17 protein-coding genes and 1 riboswitch are annotated in these 21,088 nt (G+C 65.1%); of the genes, 7 read left to right on the top strand and 10 right to left on the bottom strand.

The features are described from left to right. Window positions 1–311: 311 nt before the first annotated feature. Both QW845_RS25405 and QW845_RS25400 read right to left on the bottom strand, forming a co-directional pair. Window positions 312–551: a DUF6894 family protein gene (locus QW845_RS25405; RefSeq protein ID WP_012045383.1), complete on the bottom strand. Its 240-nt coding sequence runs from the start codon at window positions 549–551 to the stop codon at window positions 312–314. A 1,267-nt stretch (window positions 552–1,818) separates the two neighbouring features. Continuing rightward, on the bottom strand, window positions 1,819–2,112 hold the full coding sequence (locus QW845_RS25400) for a hypothetical protein (protein ID WP_315804347.1): 294 nt from the start codon (window positions 2,110–2,112) through the stop codon (window positions 1,819–1,821). A 574-nt stretch (window positions 2,113–2,686) separates the two neighbouring features. Here QW845_RS25400 and recA point away from each other — a divergent pair. Both recA and QW845_RS25390 read left to right on the top strand, forming a co-directional pair. Continuing rightward, window positions 2,687–3,775: a recombinase RecA gene (recA, locus tag QW845_RS25395; RefSeq protein ID WP_315804259.1), complete on the top strand. Its 1,089-nt coding sequence runs from the start codon at window positions 2,687–2,689 to the stop codon at window positions 3,773–3,775. A 287-nt stretch (window positions 3,776–4,062) separates the two neighbouring features. Continuing rightward, complete coding sequence (locus QW845_RS25390; protein WP_315804258.1) at window positions 4,063–5,142, top strand: DUF1835 domain-containing protein; 1,080 nt, start codon at window positions 4,063–4,065, stop codon at window positions 5,140–5,142. Here the strand turns inward: QW845_RS25390 and gcvP are convergent. The 3 genes from gcvP to gcvT form a co-directional block, all read right to left on the bottom strand. Further along, window positions 5,121–7,994: an aminomethyl-transferring glycine dehydrogenase gene (gene gcvP, locus QW845_RS25385; RefSeq protein ID WP_315804257.1), complete on the bottom strand. Its 2,874-nt coding sequence runs from the start codon at window positions 7,992–7,994 to the stop codon at window positions 5,121–5,123. The genes QW845_RS25390 and gcvP overlap by 22 nt on opposite strands. A 154-nt stretch (window positions 7,995–8,148) precedes the next feature. Next, window positions 8,149–8,514: a glycine cleavage system protein GcvH gene (gene gcvH, locus QW845_RS25380; RefSeq protein ID WP_315804256.1), complete on the bottom strand. Its 366-nt coding sequence runs from the start codon at window positions 8,512–8,514 to the stop codon at window positions 8,149–8,151. Window positions 8,515–8,523: 9 nt separating this feature from the next. After that, window positions 8,524–9,672 (bottom strand): glycine cleavage system aminomethyltransferase GcvT, encoded by a 1,149-nt coding sequence (gene gcvT, locus QW845_RS25375; protein ID WP_315804255.1) that lies wholly within the window; start codon window positions 9,670–9,672, stop codon window positions 8,524–8,526. A gap of 146 nt (window positions 9,673–9,818) precedes the next feature. Next, window positions 9,819–9,930: riboswitch (glycine riboswitch) on the bottom strand. A gap of 181 nt (window positions 9,931–10,111) precedes the next feature. On the opposite strand from gcvT, the gene alaS reads away from it, so the two are divergent. Continuing rightward, window positions 10,112–12,793, top strand: a complete 2,682-nt coding sequence (gene alaS / locus QW845_RS25370; protein WP_315804346.1) for an alanine--tRNA ligase — start codon at window positions 10,112–10,114, stop codon at window positions 12,791–12,793. 2 nt (window positions 12,794–12,795) lie between these two features. Beyond that, window positions 12,796–14,025 (top strand): cyclic nucleotide-gated ion channel, encoded by a 1,230-nt coding sequence (locus QW845_RS25365; RefSeq protein WP_315804254.1) that lies wholly within the window; start codon window positions 12,796–12,798, stop codon window positions 14,023–14,025. 522 nt (window positions 14,026–14,547) lie between these two features. Here QW845_RS25365 and QW845_RS25360 read toward each other — a convergent pair. Then, on the bottom strand, window positions 14,548–14,694 hold the full coding sequence (locus QW845_RS25360) for a hypothetical protein (RefSeq protein WP_315804253.1): 147 nt from the start codon (window positions 14,692–14,694) through the stop codon (window positions 14,548–14,550). Between the two features lie 600 nt (window positions 14,695–15,294). Here QW845_RS25360 and QW845_RS25355 point away from each other — a divergent pair. Then, the gene (locus QW845_RS25355) at window positions 15,295–15,552 is read left to right on the top strand and encodes a hypothetical protein (RefSeq protein ID WP_315804252.1); all 258 of its coding nucleotides are present in this window, start codon (window positions 15,295–15,297) and stop codon (window positions 15,550–15,552) included. Window positions 15,553–15,566: 14 nt separating this feature from the next. Here QW845_RS25355 and QW845_RS25350 read toward each other — a convergent pair whose 3' ends face one another. After that, a complete protein-coding gene (locus QW845_RS25350) occupies window positions 15,567–16,073 on the bottom strand; it encodes a hypothetical protein (RefSeq protein WP_315804251.1) in 507 nt (168 codons plus the stop codon). A 390-nt stretch (window positions 16,074–16,463) separates the two neighbouring features. Between QW845_RS25350 and QW845_RS25345 the strand changes: the two genes are divergently transcribed. Both QW845_RS25345 and QW845_RS25340 read left to right on the top strand, forming a co-directional pair. Next, window positions 16,464–17,810 carry a carbohydrate porin gene (locus tag QW845_RS25345; protein WP_315804250.1) on the top strand — a complete coding sequence of 449 codons (1,347 nt, stop codon included), beginning with the start codon at window positions 16,464–16,466 and terminating at the stop codon, window positions 17,808–17,810. A 195-nt stretch (window positions 17,811–18,005) separates the two neighbouring features. Further along, window positions 18,006–19,205: an adenylate/guanylate cyclase domain-containing protein gene (locus tag QW845_RS25340; protein ID WP_315804249.1), complete on the top strand. Its 1,200-nt coding sequence runs from the start codon at window positions 18,006–18,008 to the stop codon at window positions 19,203–19,205. 36 nt (window positions 19,206–19,241) lie between these two features. Here QW845_RS25340 and QW845_RS25335 read toward each other — a convergent pair whose 3' ends face one another. The 3 genes from QW845_RS25335 to QW845_RS25325 form a co-directional block, all read right to left on the bottom strand. Continuing rightward, window positions 19,242–20,249 (bottom strand): hypothetical protein, encoded by a 1,008-nt coding sequence (locus QW845_RS25335; RefSeq protein WP_315804248.1) that lies wholly within the window; start codon window positions 20,247–20,249, stop codon window positions 19,242–19,244. Between the two features lie 127 nt (window positions 20,250–20,376). Further along, entirely contained in the window at window positions 20,377–20,784 is a 408-nt protein-coding gene (locus QW845_RS25330) for a hypothetical protein (protein WP_315804247.1), read from the bottom strand. Next, the gene (locus tag QW845_RS25325; RefSeq protein ID WP_315804246.1) at window positions 20,781–21,068 is read right to left on the bottom strand and encodes a DUF3303 domain-containing protein; all 288 of its coding nucleotides are present in this window, start codon (window positions 21,066–21,068) and stop codon (window positions 20,781–20,783) included. Before QW845_RS25325 ends, QW845_RS25330 begins: the two co-directional genes overlap by 4 nt. Window positions 21,069–21,088 lie beyond the last annotated feature (20 nt).

Raw genomic sequence — 21,088 nt, 5'->3', positions numbered from 1 at the left:
TCGCCAAGAAGCTTGCGTGTGTCGCGATTGATGAAATGAAGCCGCGTGCAGGCCTTGCAGACCACGGTTTCATAGGAGCACGTGGGATCGCCTGGCTTCGGCTCTTCCAGCCAATGCTGCACGTTCATCCCCGTTCGCGGACATTTGAAGATCAGATTACCCATACAAATTTAAATGTCTGCCAGGATGCAGACAGGCATTTTGATCTCGATCAAGCTCGGCTGCCGAAATGACGCGCAGTCGACCTCGCCGGCCACAGGCTGAGGTTGTGGTTCTCGTCGGTGACAATCCACAAGAGGTCTGGCGAGCCGTCAGGCCTGATCCAGCGACTCGGCGACGATCCGGATGCGGAAGACCGGCTGCCGTGCCTCGTCGAGCAGCTCCATCTGCCATTCGGAGTTTTCGGCGAGCTTGCGCGAGATGCTGCTGGCCATGTCGGCGCAGACGGTGGTCATCTCTTTCCAGGCTGCGTTGCGGTCGGCGCACTCGGTCCCATACTCGGACGCGCCTGAGAAGTGGCCGTTGCGGATACGAAAGAAATAGAGCGGCATTGCCAAAACCGGTGAGCCCTGACCGCCCCAGGCCGCTGGGTTTGATGTACGCACCACAAATGGAAGCGCAAAACCCACTCGGATCAATTCCGGTAAAATACGGTCGGTCGCGCTGTTCGCTTCGGTTAGGCTGATTGCCGCTGGTGATGTGCGGCGCAACCGGGCACAGCGAAGGCCGACGAATGAGCCTCGGACCGCCGCGGTCCGAGGCTCGGCGTCAACGTCGTAGCTTCCCAGCAAAGGCAGTTCGGCAATGACACAATTAAATTAGTACGAAACCTGTCGGCGTGCCTTGCGTCAGATCAAGGTTGCAATCTCGATCAACCGCCGCGGGACGCACTTGGCTGCGGTCGAAGATCCGTTCCGGCACGACTGTCAGTCGGTAGGCAATCTGCGTCGCGCCGTCGACCATTTCCAGGAGTTCGTCGCAGGCCGGACAACGCCTCTCTCCCGCGGCGCCTTGCTGCGAGTGAAGCTCGATCCTTTGAAGGCCGGCCCTGCAGGACGGACACGTCACGTCATCTCTTGTCATCGCCGATATGAAGCGCAGCGCCCGCAATCCGTTCCCCGACATCACGACAATGACGGAGGGAGATGCATCCCGAGCGGAGCTATCAACGTCGAAAGCCCCGGACGTCGTCCGGGGCTTTCTTTCGGCGCGGATGGTTTCAGGGCCGTGCGCCTACGGGTGACGGAGCCTGCAAATGTTGGAGCTGGCAGGCTGCAAGGGATCGGTCGACGCCGCATCACTGACAATACATCACGGACAATACGGGTCAGCCATCATCGCAACGAACAAACAAATCCGGGGCTGATCAAAAATTTGCTCAGACGTACGACAACCACGATCCTATAACGCAACCCAAAGTTTATGACAATGGTTTGTGGCTTGAAGATGTCGTGAGCGCCGGCGTGCCGCGTGATGCGGATCACGCGGGTCTTGTCCGGGCCATTCCTCAGGCCGGCATCAGGAGCTGCGCGAATGGCGCGCTAGCCCATCCTCGGGCATGGTCCGACACAGGGGCGTTCGAGGTTCGTCGTTTCATCTGTCGCTCGTCATATGGCGGTCGTCGAGCTGCTCGGATGCCGCTTGGTGCGGAACTTCATGGCCGGACTCTGCTTGCAGGGCGGCTGCACATCTGCATCGAAATCGTGCGTCTGCACGCACGATGAGCCGAACAAAAGCAGAAGAGGCGAGGGAACTTCGTTCTTCTCAGGAGAACCACGGACCGTGCGATCTACGCACGCGTGTAGGAGTTTGGTAGTTTCAAGGAAAAGTCTTGACGAGCTCGATCGGCCCGACGATCGCGGCATTGAAGTCGGCGAGGTCTTCGCTGGGAATCCAGTACTCGAGATGCTCTCGGCCGCCGGCCTCATGCACTTCGTACGCGTCGATGAAGCGTCGCAGGATCGCGAAGCGCAGCACATGGCCGCAGCCGCTCGCCGGTACGTTCCAGTCCCTCGCGATCTTCACGGCATAGGCCTCGGTCAGCACCGGGTAGAAGATCGGCTGCTCCGGAAGGCGCGGCGGAAACGCCCGCATGCCCGAGGCTGCGATCAAGGCGAACTCCTTTGGGCCGACCGGGCGCCACAGCGTGAGGGTCTGTTCCTTGTTGGATCCGGTCATGCTGGTCCCGAAAATTGGAAGCGGTAGGGGGCTCACAGAGAAGGACCAGCAGGATGATAGGGCACGGTCGAGACCACAATAACAACTTATAATTGAAGTGGCGTCTGTCACTGGCGCGACAGGCGAGGTTGGAGCGCTCGGACAGGCCGGTCGTAATTCGCATGATCGCCGGTCGGCGGCTGCGCCGCTCGCGCGCATGGCCTCCGCCTTCAGCCGAGCCAGGATCCTCTCGCGGTCGCCGTCATCCAGCATCCCTTTACTTCGCTTGTGGGCCCGCTCGTCGGGCAGCGCTTCCTCAGCGGTGCTCGGTGCACTGGCGCCGGCCCTCGGCCCCTCGAGCGGCAGGCGTGTCCCCGCGGCTGTCAGGGGTTTGCGAAGAGAAGAGGCGTGATTGTCGAGAAGAACATATTGCGAACAAAGAACGGATGGAGTACATTCACCTCAAGATTGCTGGCCGACCTCGTTAACCGTTTGTCCATCTCGCGAATCCCCGCCATAAGGAGCGCCAATGTCCGCCACCGCCCTGCGTATCGTCGAAGGTTCCTCAATGGATAAGAGTAAGGCGCTCTCTGCTGCGCTGTCCCAGATCGAACGTCAGTTCGGCAAGGGCTCGGTGATGAAGCTGGGCAAGAACGACCGCTCGATGGATGTCGAGACGGTGTCGACCGGCTCGCTCGGGCTCGACATCGCGTTGGGGATCGGTGGGCTGCCGAAAGGGCGCATCGTCGAGATCTACGGTCCGGAATCCTCGGGCAAGACCACGCTGGCGCTGCACACGGTGGCGGAAGCGCAGAAGAAGGGCGGCATCTGTGCCTTCATCGATGCCGAGCATGCGCTCGATCCGGTCTATGCGCGCAAGCTGGGCGTCAACATCGATGAGCTCCTGATCTCACAGCCGGATACGGGTGAGCAGGCGCTGGAGATCTGCGACACCCTGGTGCGTTCCGGTGCGGTCGACGTGCTGGTGGTCGACTCGGTGGCGGCGCTGGTGCCGAAGGCCGAGCTCGAAGGCGAGATGGGCGAGTCGCTGCCGGGCCTGCAGGCCCGCCTGATGAGCCAGGCTCTGCGCAAGCTGACGGCCTCGATCAACAAGTCCAACACGATGGTGATCTTCATCAACCAGATTCGCATGAAGATCGGTGTGATGTACGGCTCGCCGGAGACCACCACCGGCGGCAATGCGCTGAAATTCTATGCCTCGGTCCGCCTCGACATCCGCCGCATCGGCGCGATCAAGGAGCGCGACGAGGTGATCGGCAATTCCACCCGTGTGAAGGTGGTGAAGAACAAGCTGGCGCCGCCGTTCAAGCAGGTCGAGTTCGACATCATGTATGGCGAGGGCGTCTCCAAGATGGGCGAGATCCTCGATCTCGGCGTCAAGGCCGGCATCGTCGAGAAGTCCGGCGCCTGGTTCTCTTACGATAGCCAGCGTCTCGGGCAGGGACGTGAGAATTCGAAATCGTTCCTCAAGACCAATCCGGACATGACCGCCAAGATCGAAGCCGCGATCCGCCAGAACTCCGGCCTGATCGCCGAGCAGATCCTGGCCGGCAATGCCGAGCGCGACGCCGACGGCGAGGAGCCGGCGGAGGAGTAGAGCTACGACGGCGGCGGGTGCCATGGACGTCGTGTTGCCGACGTTCCGGCGCCCGTTTGCAGATGTGTAGTGTTCTGCCGAAATCTGCGTTGCTGCATGACCAATGCAGTGAGCCCGGGTTTCTGAGCGCCGGATACGATCTTCAGCGCGAATAATCGAAAGCGTGCGAGCGGACCGGATCCGCGCGGCGGCACCGACGTTTCCGGCGCCGGTCCTGGGCGCCGGGAGCCGATTGCGAACGTGTTGATAGCGCCTTGAGCCAATCAGGTCGTGCCGGAGCCAACAGCATGACACGTTTGATTTTAGCGGCCGATGATCCCAGCGCCGGAGCGCTTCGGAGGGGCGGCTTTGCCGACCTGGTGGTGCCAATTCTCCATCGTTTCGTGTGGGGACCGCTGCCATCCGATGCCGAATTATCGGCTTATCTCGTCCAGCGCACCGTGCGACGGAAGCGGGGGCATTGGTTGGATTTCGCCTCGCGCGTCGACTTCATGGCGGTCGGCGGGCGGAGTCAGAGTTTTCTCGAACTTGTCGACCGTTGCGATAGCGTCGAACTGTGGATGGGGACCCGTCCGAACGATCAGTTGGTGCTGATCTGGCTCTTGGATTATCTGCGCGATTACGCCGAGATCGCGACGAAGATCGTGTTGCGACACCTCGATGCGCCAGTCTTCGACGCCTTGGCCAGACAACCCGCCGGCCGGACCATTGCCGGCGTGGCGCTCGCGCGTGAGCATCTCGACCTGGGCCATCTGGCATGGCAGGCGTTTCGGACGCCGACGCCGCAAGCCTGGTTCGATCTGTTGAAGCAGGATCTCAGTGCACTGCCGCAGCTTCGCCGCTGCGTGCAGGAGATGCTCGATGAGCTTCCCGGTGTTGCCACGGGCCTGGGAGCATCGGAACTGCGAATCCTCGAATTGCTGTCAGCCGGCTATCAGCACCCCTTCGACCTGTTGCCGCATCATCGGGATCGCTTTCAACGCCGCGTCTATGACTATTGGGAAGGAGGCACGTTGCTTGACGGTCTGGCACTCGCGCCGGTGCCGGCAATTTCGGGCCTCGACGAATGGCCGTTCTCGGTCGAGATGCACGACAGCCGTGAATGCCTCGAGCGCTACAAGGCCAGCAGGCTGTCGCTGACGCCGCTCGGCAAGGCGATCCTCGCCGGCGAGGAGGATTTCAGCAGCCATAATCCGATCCGGCGCTGGTGGGGCGGCACCGAATTGATCAACGCCAATCTCTGGCGTTGGCATGCGGTGCTCATCGCTCCGGATCCGGGCACGTCTGACGTCATTGTTTGCCGCGAGCCGTGGCGCCCGATCGCTCGGAACATGCGTGAGGAAGCTTACTCCGCCGCCTGGGCGTAGTCCGCCACCGGCGGGCAGGAGCACACCAGATTGCGGTCGCCGTAGACGTTGTCGACGCGGCCGACCGGGCACCAGTACTTGTCGGTGCGCGAGGTGCCCGCGGGGAAGCAGCCCTCGCTGCGCCGGTAGGCCCTGTTCCAATCGTCGTCGGCGATGTCGTGCACCGTGTGCGGCGCGTGGCGCAGCGGCGAGGCCTCGATTCCGAAGCGGCCCTGTTCGACCTCGGCGATCTCCTTGCGGATCGCGATCATGGCGTCGCAGAAGCGGTCGAGCTCAGCCTTGGACTCCGATTCCGTCGGCTCGATCATCAGGGTGCCCGCCACCGGGAAGCTCATGGTCGGCGCGTGGAAGCCGTAGTCGATCAGCCGCTTGGCGATGTCGTCGACGGTGACGCCGCTGCTCTGCTTGAGCGGCCGCGGGTCGATGATGCATTCATGCGCGACGCGGCCGCGCTCATTGCGGTAGAGCACCGGGAAATGCGCATCGAGCCGCGCCGCGACGTAGTTGGCGTTGAGGATCGCAATCTCGGTGGCGCGGGTCAGGCCGTCGCCGCCCATCAGCAGCATGTAGATGTAGGAGATGGTCAGGATCGAGGCCGAGCCGTAGGGGGCGGCCGAGACCGGCCCGATCGGATGCGCGCTCGCGCCGTCGGTCGCTGGGTGACCGGGCAGGAAGGGCGCCAGATGCGCCTTGACCCCGATCGGACCCATGCCGGGGCCGCCGCCGCCATGCGGAATGCAGAACGTCTTGTGCAGGTTGAAATGGCTGACATCGGCGCCGTAATCGCCGGGTCTGGAGAGGCCGACCTGCGCATTGAGGTTGGCGCCGTCGAGATAGACCTGTCCGCCGTGGGCATGGACGATGTCGCAGATGTCGCGGATGTGCTCCTCGAACACGCCATGCGTCGAGGGATAGGTGATCATGATGGCGGCGAGCTTGGCGCTATGCACTTCCGCCTTGGCCTTGAGATCGGCGAGATCGACATTGCCGCCTGCATCGCAGCCGACCACGACCACCTCCATGCCGGCCATATGCGCCGAGGCCGGGTTGGTGCCGTGGGCGGAGGAGGGGATGAGGCAGATGGTGCGGTGGCCCTCGCCGCGGGCGGCATGGTAGCCCCGAATGGCCAGAAGCCCGGCATATTCGCCCTGCGCGCCCGAGTTCGGCTGCAGCGACACGGCGTCATAGCCGGAGATGCGGCACAGCCAGTCGGTCAGATCGGCGAACATCGTGTGATAGCCGGCCGCCTGCGCGCGCGGCACGAACGGGTGCAGGCTGGAAAATTCCGGCCAGGTCAGCGGGATCATCTCGGTGGTCGCGTTCAGCTTCATCGTACACGAGCCAAGCGGAATCATCGCGCGATCGAGCGCGAGGTCGCGGTCCGCGAGCTTGCGCAAATAGCGCAGCATCTCGGTCTCGGAGCGATGCGCGTGGAACACCGGATGCGCGAGGTACGGCCGCTGCCGCTTGAGCTCGGCCGGCAGCGCCTCGCGGGCTTCCGCCTCGATCGTCGTGTAGGAGAGGTCGCCGCCGAATGCGCGCCAGACGGCTTCGACGACATCGGCCGTCGTGGTCTCATCGAGTGCGATCCGCAGCCTGCTGCCGTCGCGCCCGAGATTGATCCGCTCGCCTTCGGCGCGGGCGATGATCGACCCGGACTTGGCGCCGGCCTCGACGGTGATCGTGTCGAAGAAGGTCTCGCTTTCCGGCGCAAAGCCGAGCTTGCGCAGCCCCGCAGCCAGCACAGCGGTCCGCCGATGCGCGGTGCGGGCGATCGCCTTCAGCCCATCCGGGCCATGATAGACCGCATACATCGCGGCGATCACCGCCAGCAGCACTTGCGCGGTGCAGATGTTCGACGTTGCCTTCTCGCGCCTGATGTGCTGCTCGCGGGTCTGCAGCGCCAGCCGATAGGCGGGGGCACCGCGCGAATCGACGGACAGGCCGACGATGCGGCCGGGCAGCGACCGCTTCAGCGCATCGCGCACCGCCATGTAGGCCGCATGCGGTCCGCCATAGCCCATCGGCACGCCGAAGCGCTGCGCCGAGCCGATCGCGATGTCGGCGCCGAGTTCGCCCGGCGAGGCAATCACGGTCACGGCCAGCAGGTCGGCGGCCAGAATCGCCAGTGCGCCCTTGTCGTGCAGCTTGGCGATCGCGGCGCGCGGATCGCGCAGCGCGCCCGTCGTATCCGGATATTGCAGCAGGCCGCCGAACACCTCGGCGCCGTCCAGATCCTTGGCGGGATCGCCGACGATCAGCTGCCAGCCGAGCGGCTCCGCGCGGGTGCGCAGCACCGCCAGCGTCTGCGGATGCACGTTCCGATCGACGAAGAATGCCCTGGTCTTCGCCCGCGCCGACCGCTCGGCCAGCGCCATCGCTTCCGCCGCCGCCGTGGCTTCGTCCAGCAGCGAGGCGTTGGCGACGTCGAGCCCGGTGAGATCGCAGATCATGGTCTGGAAGTTGAACAGCGCTTCCAGCCGGCCCTGGCTGATCTCCGGCTGATAGGGGGTGTAGGCCGTGTACCAGGCCGGGTTCTCCAGGATGTTGCGCTGGATCACCGCCGGCATCAGCGTGCCGGAATAGCCCTGGCCGATCAGCGAGATGAAGACCTGATTCCGCGCCGCCAGTGCGCGCATGTGCGACAAGGCTTCAGTTTCGCTCAACGCCGCCTCGAGGGTGAGCGGCGCCGCCTGCCGGATCGTGCCGGGCAGCGTCTGCGCCATCAGCTCCGCGACGCTCTTGGCGCCGACGGTCTCCAGCATCGCCGCGACGTCGCGCGGCGAGGGACCGATATGGCGGCGGGCGAAGCTGGTGGCGGCATCATCGAGCGGCTTGAGCGGCGTGGTCATGAGCAAATCCTCTATGCCTCGTCATGCCCCGCGACGGCGGGGCGTCCAGTAAACAGCGACAGCGAGATCGGCAGACCGTAGCCCGGGCGAGCGCAGCGACCCGGGACCCCTGGTCCCGCATCGCTCCGCTCATGGGGGCTACGCTCCGCCCGTCTCACGCCGTGTGCGCCTTGTAGGCGGCCTCATCCATCAGGCCGCCGAGCTCGGCCCGGTCGGCGATCTTGAGCTTGAAGAACCAGGCCTTGCCGCCGGCGTCGGTGTTGACGAGCGCAGGCTCGTCGACGATCGCCTGGTTGACCTCGACCACCTCGCCGGTGATCGGCGCGTAGACGTCGGAGGCGGCCTTGACCGATTCGACCACGGCGGCGGCTTCCGACTTCTTCAGCGCGCGGCCGACCTGCGGCAGCTCCACGAACACGACGTCGCCGAGCTGGGCCTGCGCATAGTCGGTGATGCCGATGGTGGCTGTGTCGCCATCGATGCTGAGCCATTCATGGTCGGAGGTGTAGAGCGTAGTCATGGACGTCCTTCAGCGCTTGTAGGTGTTGGGAACGAAGGGCATGGCGGCGACCCGCAGCGGCAGGCGTTGGCCGCGCACATCGGCGAACAACGGGGTGTCGAGCGCAGAGAGAGTGGTCGGCACGTAACCCATCGCGACCGGCGCATTCAGCGTCGGGCCGAAGCCACCAGAGGTGACCTTGCCGACCGGCTCGCCTGAATCGGCCGAAGCGAACAGCGCTGCTCCCTCGCGCACCGGCGCGCGGCCCTCGGGCCGCAAACCGACGCGGCGGCGTGTCGCACCGCCATCGAACTGCGCGAGGATCTTGTCAGCGCCGGGGAAGCCGCCGGCGCGCGCGCCGCCGGTGCGGCGGACCTTCTGCACCGACCATTCCAGCGCAGCTTCCACGGGCGTTGTCGCCGTGTCGATGTCGTGGCCGTAGAGGCAGAGCCCGGCCTCGAGCCGCAGGCTGTCGCGGGCGCCCAGCCCGATCGGCAGCACGTCCTTGTCGGACAGCATCGCCTCGGCGAGCCGCTCGGCCTGATCGGCAGGCACCGAGATCTCGTAGCCGTCCTCGCCGGTGTAGCCCGAGCGCGAAACGTAGCAGGCGAGCCCATCGACGCTGCGCGGCCCCGCGTCCATGAACCGCATCGCCTCGGCCTCTGCACAGAATTTCGTCAGCACGGACGCCGCCTTCGGCCCCTGCAGCGCCAGCAGCGCGCGGTCGGTCAGCGGTTGGACCTCGCAGACGTCGGACACTCCGTCGCGCAGCAGCGCGATGTCCGCCTCCTTGCAGGCGGCGTTGACCACCAGCACCAGGTGCTCGCCGAAATTCGCCACCATCAGGTCGTCGAGGATGCCGCCCTCGGCGTTGGTGAACTGGGCATAGCGCTGCCGGCCGGGCGGGATGCCGATGACGTCCTGCGGCACCAGCCGCTCCAGCGCCGCCGCGGCGTCGGCGACGTTGCCGGATTTCGGCAGCAGCGCGACCTGGCCCATGTGGGAGACGTCGAACAGCCCGGCCGCGCTGCGGGTATGGAGGTGTTCCTTGAGTACGCCGGGCGCGTATTGCACCGGCATCTCATAGCCCGCAAAGGGCACCATCTTGCCGCCGAGGCTGACATGCAGCGCATGCAGCGGCGTTCGCTTCAAAGAAAGGGGGGCAGCCGGTTCAGCCATCGATCAGGGGTCCTCGCGCGGTTCCTCGGGACCAGTCCCGAAAAACGCCACCGAAGCCCCATCTGTCGCTGTGCCTGAGAGTATTATCCCGTCGGCGGACGCGTCCCGGGATCAGGCCCGGCCAGCGTCTCTTTCCAGATGCAGTTGCAGTCGCGAGGGTCCTTTTGCCTGAGAGTTTCCGGGGCGGTTGCTCCTTCGGCGCCGGCCCTTGACGTTCAACCAGAACCTCAGAAGGCCAGTCTCTCCCGACGCGACTGTCGTCTATGTCCGGGACCAAACACCAGCCCGCGCAAGCTGTCAACGCGTCACGGCGGCTTTCAACCAGCTTTAGGAGCCGTGCAGCAAGCCCATGATGTTTCTGCACAGTTTCTGGACACGCGAAGTCGCCTTGTCTAAAAGCATTGCCGCCGAATTCCCGGACTTCTTCGATTGGATTGCTATGAGCGGCGTCAACGAGATCAGGTCGACCTTCCTCAATTTCTTCGCTGCGAACGGCCACGAGATCGTGCCGTCCTCGCCGCTGGTGCCGCGCAACGACCCGACTTTGATGTTCACGAACGCCGGCATGGTGCAGTTCAAGAACGTCTTCACCGGGGTCGAGAAGCGGCCCTACAACCGCGCCACCACGTCGCAGAAATGCGTCCGCGCCGGCGGCAAGCACAACGACCTCGACAATGTCGGCTACACCGCCCGGCACCACACCTTCTTCGAGATGCTCGGCAACTTCTCCTTCGGAGATTACTTCAAGGAGAACGCCATCGAGCTTGCCTGGAAGCTGGTCACCAAGGAGTTCGGCCTCCCGAAGGACAAGCTGACCGCGACCGTCTACATCGACGACGACGAGGCGTTCGGGCTCTGGAAGAAGATCGCCGGCCTGCCGGAATCGCGCATCATCCGCATCGCCGGTTCGGACAATTTCTGGCAGATGGGCGACACCGGCCCGTGCGGCCCGTGCTCGGAGATCTTCTACGACCACGGCGACAAGATCTGGGGCGGCCCGCCGGGATCGCCGGAGGCGGACGGCGACCGCTTCATCGAGATCTGGAACCTCGTGTTCATGCAGTACGAGCAGCTCGAGGGCGGGGTCCGCAATCCCCTTCCGAAGCCGTCGATCGACACCGGCGCGGGCCTCGAGCGCGTCGCCGCGGTGCTGCAGGGCAAGCACGACAATTACGACATCGACCTGTTCGTCGCGCTGATCCGCGCCATCGCCGACCTCACCAATGCCGACCCGCAGGGGCCGCAGAAGGCGAGCCTGCGCGTCATCGCCGATCACCTGCGGGCCTCGTCGTTCCTGATCTCCGACGGCGTGCTGCCGTCGAACGAGGGGCGCGGCAACGTGCTGCGGCGGATCATGCGCCGCGCGATGCGCCACGCCCAGCTGCTCGGCGCGCGCGAGCCCTTGATGCACAAGCTGGTCGGCGCGCTGACCCGCGAGATGGGCCAGGCCTATCCGGAGCTGATCCGCGCCGAGGCGCTGATCAAGGAGACGCTGCGGCTGGAGGAGACCCGCTTCCGCAAGACGCTGGAGCGCGGCCTCGTGCTGCTCGACGAGCAGTCGGCCAATTTGAAGAAGGGCGACATGTTCGACGGCGACGTCGCCTTCACCCTGTACGACACCTATGGCTTCCCGCTCGACCTCACCCAGGACGCGCTCAAATCGCGCGGCATCAGCGTCGACCAGGCCTCTTTCAACGACGCAATGCAACGGCAGAAGGCGAAGGCGCGTGCCGCCTGGGCCGGATCCGGCGAGGCGGCCACCGAAACCGTTTGGTTTGAGCTGCGCGAGAAGCTCGGCTCGACCGAGTTCCTCGGCTACGACACCGAGTCGGCAGAGGGCGCGGTCACCGCGCTGGTCAAGGACGGCGCCGAGGTCGACAGCCTCAAGGCCGGCGAGAGCGGCGTCATCGTGCTCAACCAGACGCCGTTCTATGGCGAGTCCGGCGGCCAGGTCGGCGACACCGGCGTGATGACCGGCGACGGCGTCCGCGTCCGCATCACCGACACCCAGAAGAAGGCCGGCGACCTGTTCGCGCATATCGCCACGGTGGAGCAGGGCACGCTCAAGCTCGGCACGGCGCTGCAGCTCGACGTCGATCACGGCCGGCGCTCGGCGATCCGCGCCAATCACTCCGCCACCCACATCCTGCACGAGGCGCTGCGCCAGGTGCTCGGCGATCACATCGCCCAGCGTGGCTCGCTGGTCTCGCCCGACCGCCTGCGCTTCGATTTCGTCCATCCGAAGCCGATCTCTCCGGAGGAGCTCGCCCGCGTCGAGGACATCGCCAACGACGTCGTGCTGGAGAATGCCGAGGTCACCACCCGGCTGATGGGGCTCGACGATGCCCGCGAGGCCGGCGCCCGCGCGCTGTTCGGCGAGAAATATGGCGACGAGGTCCGCGTCGTCTCGATGGGCAATGCCGCGCGCGAGCTGGGCTCGAATGCCATGGGCTGGTCGGTCGAGCTGTGCGGCGGCACCCACGTCAGGCGCACCGGCGACATCGGCCTGATCGCGGTCACCTCGGAGAGCGCGGTGGCCTCCGGCGTCCGCCGCATCGAGGCGCTGACGGCGCGCGGCGCGCGGGCGCATGCCAACCACAACCTCTCGCTCGCCAAGGCGGCGGCAGCCGAGCTGCGCACCACGGTCGAGGATGTGCCAGCGCGCATCACCGCGCTGATGGAGGAGCGCAAGAAGCTCGAGCGCGAGCTGTCGGACGCGCGCAAGAAGCTCGCGATGGGCAGCGGCACCTCGATCGGCAACGGCTCGCCGGCAGCCGGGATTCGTGACGTCTCCGGTATCAAGCTGATGGCCCGCGCCGTCTCCGGAATCGAGATGAAGGATCTCAAGTCGCTCGCCGACGAGGCCAAGAAGCAGCTCGGCTCCGGTGTGGTCGCGCTGGTCGCGACCTCCGAGGACGGCAAGGCCGGCGTCGTGGTCGGCGTCACCGCCGATCTCACATCGCGCTTCAATGCGGTCGACCTCGTGCGCGCCGCGTCCGAGGCGCTCGGCGGCAAGGGCGGCGGCGGCCGTCCTGACATGGCCCAGGCCGGCGGCCCGGACGGCACCAAGGCGGAGGCTGCGCTGGCCGCGATCGAGAGTGCGATCGGCAAGGCAGGCTGATCGTGCCGACGCTCGGGCCGGGCGAGAGCGTTCGCGATCCCGATCTGCGCGACCGGCTGTACGAGCTGCTCGAGCACGACCATCTGCCGAGCACGCACGGCTCGCGCATCGTCCAGTTCATCGTGCTCGTCATCACGCTCGACGTGCTGGCGGTGGTGCTGGCCTCCGACCCGGACATCGCGGCTTCCATTGGCGGATTGCTGCGAGCGATCAAGGTCTGTTCGCTGATCGTGTTTGCCGCGGAGTATGTCGCTCGGCTCTGGAGCGTGGCGGGGCACATGCCGCGGCGCCAGTCGCCGCACCGGGAGCGGCTCGCCTACGCCTTGTCCGCGCTCGGCCTGATCGATCTCCTGTCCTTCGTGCCGGCGTCCATCGCGCTGGCGCTTGGCGATCGCACGCTGGAAGCCCTGTGCATCGTGCTGCCGTTCCTGAAGCTGGTGCGCTATTCGCCGGCGCTGCGCTCGCTCTTGTCGGCCGTGCAGGCCGAGCGGCGCATCCTGATCGGCTGCCTCGTCATCCTGGCCGGCGCGGTGCTGCTGTTCGCCTCGCTGCTCTACGCGGTCGAGCGCGACGTCCAGCCCGACAAGTTCGGCACCATCCCGCATGCGATGTGGTGGGCGATCGTGACGCTCGGCACCGTCGGCTACGGCGACGTCGTGCCGGTGACGCCGCTCGGCCGCATCATCACGGTGTTCGCGATCATCTGGGGCTTTGCCATGATCGCGCTGCCGGTCGCGATCATCTCCACCGCGTTCGCCGAGGAGATCAAGCGGCGCGATTTCGTCGTCACCTGGGGCATGCTGGCGCGGGTGCCGCTGTTCTCGCACCTTTCGGCGTCCGAAATCGCCGACATCATGCGGCTGCTGCGCGCACGCACGATCGAAGCCGGCGAGGTGCTGGTGCGGCGCGGCGATCCGGCGTCCTCGATGTATTTCATCACCACGGGTGAGGTCGAGATCGAGCTGCCGACGCAATGCGTCAAGCTCGCCGACGGCACGTTCTTCGGCGAGATCGCGCTGCTGCACCGGACCAAGCGTTCGGGTACCGTGACGGCGACGCGCAAGACCCGGCTGCTGGTGCTCGACGCGCAGGATTTCCATGCGCTGATCGCGCGGATGCCGGCGCTCGCCGCGCATGTCCGGACCATCGCCAAGGCGCGCATGGCCGATTCCGGCGATCTTGCCCTCGCCGAGCTGTCGCAGGCCGAACGCGACGACCAGCCGGACGCGTAGGACGATGCTCCCGGATCGCTCGCAGTCCCCCGTCCCATCTTCCAACCAGTCAAACAGCCGGGCGTGCACACACGGTCCCGCGGCGCGGTCGCGCCCAGGGGATGCGGAAAGCATTCGCCCTCGAAAGACGATGAGGGCGCAGGGAATGCCGGGTGAGGGCCTCACCCATGGCCCGCCTGCGGAAAAAATGCAGGCGGCAGGTACCACAGGCAAAGCCGGTTCATCCGGCATTCCCTGCGCGGCGGTTTTAACGCTTATACGCGATCTCCTCGGTGCACCGGGCTTGTTGGCCACCGTTCGCGACAATGCGCTTCAAGCGCATCGCGCGGGACATCAGCATCGGGATGCCAGGACCACGCGACTTCACGTCCGCGAGCGCATCATTCGTCCGCACCCGAAAGCGCGCTGATGCCCTCACGTCCACCGCATTGCCGGCCCAACGTCTCGTGACGACGCGTACGCCCCTCATCCGGACCGGAACGCCGACAGAATAGACATGATTTGCTGATTTTCGGAAGTGATTTATTTTTGCGCGAAGCTCTTGAAACGAAAGATGTGGCTGAACGGAATGGGAAAATGGAAGCATTGACGCAGGCGATTTTGACCCGTGATCAGGAACGGTCCCGTGCTTTCGTCGGCGCGATAATGCCCGCCGGGCAAATCGGCCAAGCTCGATGCCTCGTCGAAGATGGCGGCCGATCTCGCAAATTCCACCGGGAGGTGCTATCTTTATACTTCAGGCTCCGTTCTCTCGGAAATGACCAATGTCGCAAATCAAGTATCGGGTCGTCCCGTCGGCGCTGCCGCCCAGTGAAGCCGAGCTTGCGGATTGGCAGGCATTGAGTCGCGAGGAGCAGATCGCTCGCTTCAAAGAGTAGACTGCTGAGGACATCATCGCTGCTGCTCGGCAGCGTGTTGCTGCGCGCCGTGGGTAGCTATCGCCTCACCATTCGAGCACGCGATCAACTCGCTCAGATCTACGAATACACCGAACTGCAATTTGGTGCTTATCAGGCGGAAGCCTCCGCGCGTCCGGGCTGATCCGGACCTTCGAGCTGCTCTCAGATTCCCGGCCATAGGTCAATCAGCCGAGGACTTCCGGCGCGGGCTACGACGGTTTCGATTCCAGGCGCATGTCGTCTACTACACGATATCGGCTGATGTGGTCGATATCCGGGGTGTAGTGCTCCACGCGTGCCAAATCAGATCCAGTCTGTTTGATTGACGCAGTCGGCAGGCCGGGGACTCCATCCAGAACGGGAGAACTCCGTGTTTACCCAAACCATCGCGGCGGCAGGCAATACCGAAATTCCGGCATATCTGACGCTGATCAAGCTCGGATACGAAATCGATCGTCGCTATGAGAGCGACGGCGAACTCTGGAACGCAACGAAGGGGACGCTTCAACTCGTCGCCGAGAGCCCCCTGCAGTTGCTTGGACTTGCGTTGATGTACATGGAGCGCGGCGCCGACTGGCAGGCAGATGACGACGAGATCGATGCCTTCCTAAAGCGATTCTACCCGTGAGGTCGCGTTGTGATTCATGGAGGCCATTCGCCGGCCAGCATTGCAGCCTGTTCATCTTCCGTGAATTCGATCGCAATGCGTCCCAGCGCGCGTTGGCCGCGCGCGATCGCTATAACGCCGAGGAGTTGGCTGACAACGTCGGCATCCTGCGCCGTGGCGAGGTCGCGGAGTGCCATGTGGAGCAATTGGCCCCACGCCGCTTCGTAGCTCTCGCGCAGGTCAGCCGGCATCGCCGGATTGCGAGAGCCGTCTCGCGCAAGCTCGATGATCGCGATCATCGTGTAGGTCTGCCAGTCGGCAACACCGCGGCGCTCGCGAATTCGGACCAGACCGGGTACGGCGGCGAAGGATGCTTCGCCGACGTCACCTTGGTGGTGCAGCTCATTCCAGAGTTCGTCCCAGGCTGAGCTATCGCCACCTTCGAGGCGTTGCAGGGCTGGGCGCGGGTCGTAGGGAACGCGATAGCCGCCGAGGAGGCTGGCCCAGCGCGCTTCTGACAAATCGGGGTCTGACACTTTCATGCAGCAAGTCTCGTCCAGCTTGGGCGTGATCTCATGCGAGCTGAAAGGCGCAGGTCAACAGCCACGCCACGGTTCTCCAAATTGGTTGCCTTGTCGTGCGTCCGAAGCATCCCGAGAGCCGCAACGGCGCGGAACACAATATTCCGCAATGCGGCATGTGACACTCATGTCACACTTACGGTTATACCGACTCCCCAATATAATATGACTATTCAAAGGCACCTCGGCGCTTGCTAGGATCGCCTTCCAATCTCAGGTTGACGAATGCGCTCCTCGAATGGGCGGCGGCCGGGATTGAGCCGTGGGGAAGCGCGTGCCGGGACGGAGGCTCTGGGCCGGACGCGACAGAACAACAGCCAGAGCCTGGGGACGCTGCGAGGAGCAGGAAAAATGAGTGGGTTTGCGACGACCGCACGCATGTGCGGCGTAGGGGTTGCTTTGTCTTGTTTGTTGGGCGGCGGTGCGCTCGCTGCCGATTTGCCGATGAAGGCGCCGGCGGTTCCCTATGCCGGTGTCGATGATTTCTGGACGCGGCCGTATCTGTTCGGTGATCTCGGCCGGACCAGGCTGAAGGAGCAGGGCATCTCGCTCGCGCTCACGCTGGGCGACGAGGCCGTCACCAACCTGTCGGGCGGCTCGCGCAACACCTCGGCCAATGCCGGACAATTGTGGTTCGAGGCCAAGTTCGACATGGCCAAGCTCGCCGGCATCCAGGGCGGCCTGATCGGCGTCACGCTGGTCGATCGCTTCGGCAAGAACCTCAACAGCGAGGCCGGCATTCCGGCGCTGCAGCTGACCAACGAGGTGTTCGGCCGCGGCAACATCCTGCGCCTCACCGAGTTCTACTATCAGCAGAAGCTGCTCGACGACCGCCTCGTGCTCAAGGGCGGCCGGCTGCCGGTCGGCTCCGACTTCTTCTTCGGCCAGTGCGAGTTCATCAACCTGACCTTCTGCGGCGGCCAGCCGGGCAACATCCAGGGTGGCTACATCTACAACTGGCCCGTGAGCCAGTGGGCCGGCGTCGCGCACTACAACTTCACCAAGGAGTGGAAGTTGTCGGTCGGCGTCTACGACGCCAATCCGAACTACCTGACCACGTCGGATGCCGGCGTCTATCTCGCGCCGGGCATCGCGCGCTCCAATCCGGCCTCGGGCGTCCTGGTGCCGGTCGAGGTGGTGTATGAGCCGAGCGGTCCGCTCAACGGCACCTGGCGCTTCGGCGGCTGGTATGACAGCGCGTCGACCATCGACGGCGGTCTGCCCGGCATCACCGGCGTCTACGTGGGCGGTCCCGGCGTTGGCGACCAGAATCTCAGCGATTCGCGCGGCCGCTACGGCATCTACGAGTCGATCCTGCAGCGCTTGACCGTCGAGGGGCCGAAAGCGCAGGGCTGGTATACCTTCCTCAACACCAGCGTCGCGGATCACCGCACCGCCTATCAGGACTATCAGATTTCCTGGGGCATCAAGCACACCGGAACCTTTTCGTTCCGTCCCGATGACGAGGTCGGCTTCGCGGTCGGCACCACGCATGTCAACTCGGCGGCGCTGACGCCGAATGCAGGCGGCAACGAAGTGCCGATCGAAGCCTGGTATGGCTGGCAGGCGACCGGCTGGATGAACCTGAAGTTCGACGCCCAGTATGTCATCAATCCGGGCGGACGCGGCTTCAACGCCGCCGGCCTGAAGACCGGCAATGCGGTGGTGCTCGGCCTGCGGACGGTGGTGCATTTCTGAGAAGCCTGTCAGGCGAGGGGCGGATGTGCAGCATCCGTCCCTCGCTGGGCTGAGACGATGAGCCGTCCTTTGCCGGCGCCGAACCTGGTGGGCCTGCCCATCGGGGTAGGGGCGCGATGCGTTGGTATCGGTTGACTCTTTTGCGCTGCGACACGACATCTCCCTGGCATTGCCGCGCCGGCCCAGGAGACCGCCATGACCGCAACCGACGTCCGTCTCGCCGCCGGCCAGCGCCTGGGCGACGAGGTCGTGGACTGGCTCACCAGCGGCACCCGCGACGAACGCTTCATCGACAACATCTTCGCGCAGATGTGCATCCGCCTGCAGCGCGCCGGAATCCCGGTGAAGCGCGCGTCGCTGCACGTGCAGATCAACCATCCGCAATGGCTCGGCGCGCGCATCCTGTGGAGCGACGGGATGGAGAGCTCCGAGATCAATCGCGTCGACTATGACGTCGGCTCGCGTTCCGAGTTCATCGGCAGCCCGGTCAGCGAGGTCTACAACGGCGCCGACGAGATCCGCGAAAACCTGGCGCGTGATCCCGCGCTCGGCCGGCAGCATGGCATCTATGACGACATGCGCGCGCAGGGGCTGACCGACTATGTCGCCTGGCCGATCTTTCACACGCTCGGCAAGCGCCACTGCGTGACCTTCGCGACCGACCAGCGCGGTGGCTTCGATCATGCCGAGATCGGCGCCCTGAAGCGGCTGCTGCCGGTGCTGGCGCTGGTCAGCGAGATCCGCATCAAGAACCGGCTGGCGCGCACCCTGCTCGAGACCTATGTCGGGCCGCATGCCGGCGAGATGGTGCTGGCCGGCGCGACCCGACGCGGCAGCGGCGAGACCGTGAGCGCCGCGATCATGATCTGCGATCTCCGCGACTTCACCAAGATCTCCGACAATTGGCCGCGCGACGACGTGATCGATCTCCTCAACGGCTATTTCGACGCGATGGTCGAGCCGATCACAGAGCATGGAGGCGAGATCCTGAAGTTCATCGGCGACGGCCTGCTCGCCATCTTTCCGCTTAGCCAGCCCGGCGCCTGCGAGAACCTGCTGCACGCGGTCACCGGCGCCAGGCAGGCGATGGCGGCGCTCAACGCGCGGCATGCGGAAGGCGGCCGTGCGCCGCTGCGCTACGGCATCGGCATCCACGTCGGCGACGTCATGTACGGCAACATCGGCTCGCGCACGCGGCTGGATTTCACCGTGATCGGACCCGCGGTCAACATGGCTTCGCGCATGGAGGCGCTGACCAAGCAGGTCGGTCGTCCCGTGCTGATGTCGCGGGCCTTCGCCGAACTCGTCGAAGGCCCGTTCGCGCTCGAACGCGTCGGCGAATACCCGGTGCGCGGCTTCAACGACCCGATCGAGCTGTTTGCGTTCGAGGGGTAGGGCGTCGTACGAGCTGTGCCGTGCTCACGGCATGGCTCAGCGGCCGAACTCGTCCTGAAGCCGCAGGAATGTCTCGGTCGGGCGATCATAGCTGACGAGCCTGACGTCGAGTTCGAAGCTGGACGCCAGCAGCAGCGCGCGGCGCAGCGCGTCCTCGATCCAGCTCTCCTCATTGCCGAATGCGCCGCCGCCGACGCTGGTGAGCAGGACAATGTTCGAGCCGCGTGTCGCGTTGAGGACCGCCGCCCAGATCGTCGCCTCGTAGCTGGCCTCCAGGATCAGGCGGGCGAATGTCTGCCAATATCGAGGGGCAGGGGAACAGTAGGCCACGGGGAGCGCGGAGCAGAAGGCCTGCGACACTGTCGGTCGGGGCTCGCCCACGTCAGTCAGCTCGACGTCGGAATGCAGGCCGATCCGAAGGTGTCCGCGCAATGCGTCGATCTCATCGCCATCGCTTGCGTCGAGGATGGCCGTGATGGTCTCGAGTCCGGTCCGCGTGCACAGGGCGTACCCGTTCGTCATCGCCCAAAGCTCGCCGCCGCGGGATAGACGGGACTTCAGAGCCGCCCCGACATCTGCGAGCGCGTCGAGCTGACGGTCGCGGGTCTGGCCCGATTCACCGCCGACCGGGGCAAAGTAGTTGCGGTAGATCGTTGCGGCGCCGGCGGCGATCGCGCAGGCCGGCCCCTGCGTCGGATCATGCTGGTAGATCGTCACGCCGTCTTCCGGGGTCGCGTGGGGGCCGATCATCTCCAGCAGATTGAACTGCGAGGCGACCTGGAACAGCGCGCCGGCGAACTCCGGGACCAGATGAAGGGTGCGGACATCGCCGCTGACGAGACTCACGCCGAGCCGTCCGGTTCGACAGGCCGAGTCTTGGACCCTGGTCCGGAGCTCCGACAATTTCGGAAGCTCCAGCCGCCCGGTCTGGTAGCTCTTGCCATTGACCAGAGACGTCAGCCGTCCATCTTCGCAGACCAGTCTGGCGCGCGTCGAGGCATAGTCGGTCTCCTTGAAGCCGGTCAGGCGTTCGAACCAGTCCACGACATCAGCCTTTCGTTTTTGCTAGCCGACAAGATGCGGCGAAATCGCCTCGGCGTCTGACGTTCGCGCGAGACGCAGTGTAGGCCATCGCAGCTCGCCGCAGCAATGAACGACTCTGTCGCCGTGCCTAGAGGATTCGCAGCGGCCGCCACCAGACGAGGCTCGGCGCGAACAAGGCCACAGCGAGCGCAAATGCGCCCCCGGCAATACAGATCGTGACGATGGCGCGCGGCGACAGGCCGCGGGCCTGCGGCAGGAATGTGAGCGCCCGGACGATCGCTCCGGTGATGAAGCCCGCTCTAGCGATCGGCAGCATCGGGATGTCGAGCAGATCTTCGAGCGTACACGCGCGGCTGCAGCTGCCTTGCTCCAGCGTCCACCATTCTCGCAGGCCGCCGATCATTGTCGCCAGCGCGAGCAGCAGCGTTGCCGCCAGCAGCGCCCGCCACGATGGCATTAGCACCGCGATCGCATAAGAGATCAGGCAGACGGCGAGCATCTGCGTCAGGACGTCGAGCATCGTCGCGCGACTCAACTCCCGTCCAGGAACGGCGCCACCACCTCGCGCGTCTCCGCGCTGGTGACCACCGGGACGATCTCGAAGGTCATGCCGGTGTTGCGGGCGTTGGACAGGATCCATTGCTGCAGCAGGCGGGCGTCGTTGCATTCCATCAGTTGGAAGCAGCGGTCGAAATTCGGCTCGATCCAGCTGCCGAGATATTTCAGCCCGTCGGGAAAGGTGATGCCGGGGTCGCGAACGCGACGGTAGACGGGAATCGGATCGCGGTCCTTGAAACGCTCGATCACCATGAACAGCATGCGCGCCTCCGCCTGGGTCC

Source organism: Bradyrhizobium sp. SZCCHNS3002, from assembly GCF_032377435.1.
Lineage (GTDB): Bacteria > Pseudomonadota > Alphaproteobacteria > Rhizobiales > Xanthobacteraceae > Bradyrhizobium.
Note: the sequence above shows the minus strand (reverse complement) of the source record. Positions and strands in the feature narration are given on the sequence as shown.